General features: G+C 73.4%; 1 protein-coding gene. It reads left to right on the top strand.

Annotation, left to right across the window (positions count from 1 at the left end; translation table 11 throughout):
* Positions 1 to 326 precede the first annotated feature (326 nt).
* Complete coding sequence (locus A6V37_RS42835) at positions 327 to 473, top strand: hypothetical protein (RefSeq protein WP_157447876.1); 147 nt, start codon at positions 327 to 329, stop codon at positions 471 to 473.
* The last annotated feature ends 5 nt before the right edge of the window (positions 474 to 478 follow it).

Below are 478 nucleotides of genomic sequence, written 5' to 3'. Positions count from 1 at the left end.
TGAGCACGCGGTGGGCAACGTTCGACGCAGAGTGTGGAGAGGTAGCGTGAGGGGCGAGTGATGAGTCGAAGCGGGCTCGGAGGGGGCGTGGGCTGCGCATGGGGAGCGTGGAGGGTGTAGGGGGGGGGTTGGTAGCGGCTGGCAGGGGCGCGGTGGGGGGGGGCGGGAAGTACCAGTGTGGCGCGGGCGGGAGGGCGGGGCGGGGGTGGGGTGTAGGGGGGTTGGGGGGGGGCGGTGGGCTCGCGCGGGATGTCGCGGGTGGGGAGGGCGCGAAGAGGCGGGCGGGCTGGGACAATGGGCTGATAGTGGACGCGAGGGACTGGGCCGTGGCGGTCAGCGAGGCGGCCAGCGGGCAGCCAGTGCGGCTGGTGACGGGCAAGGGCATGGAGGAAAGGGCGGCGCAGGTGCGCGGCTTGGCGGGGCAGGCCAACGTGCCGATTATGGGCAATCCGCACGTGGGCCGCGCGCTCTAGAAGGT

The organism is Paraburkholderia ginsengiterrae (assembly GCF_001645125.1).
Taxonomy (GTDB): domain Bacteria; phylum Pseudomonadota; class Gammaproteobacteria; order Burkholderiales; family Burkholderiaceae; genus Paraburkholderia; species Paraburkholderia ginsengiterrae.
This window is presented reverse-complemented; position numbering and strand designations above follow the sequence as displayed.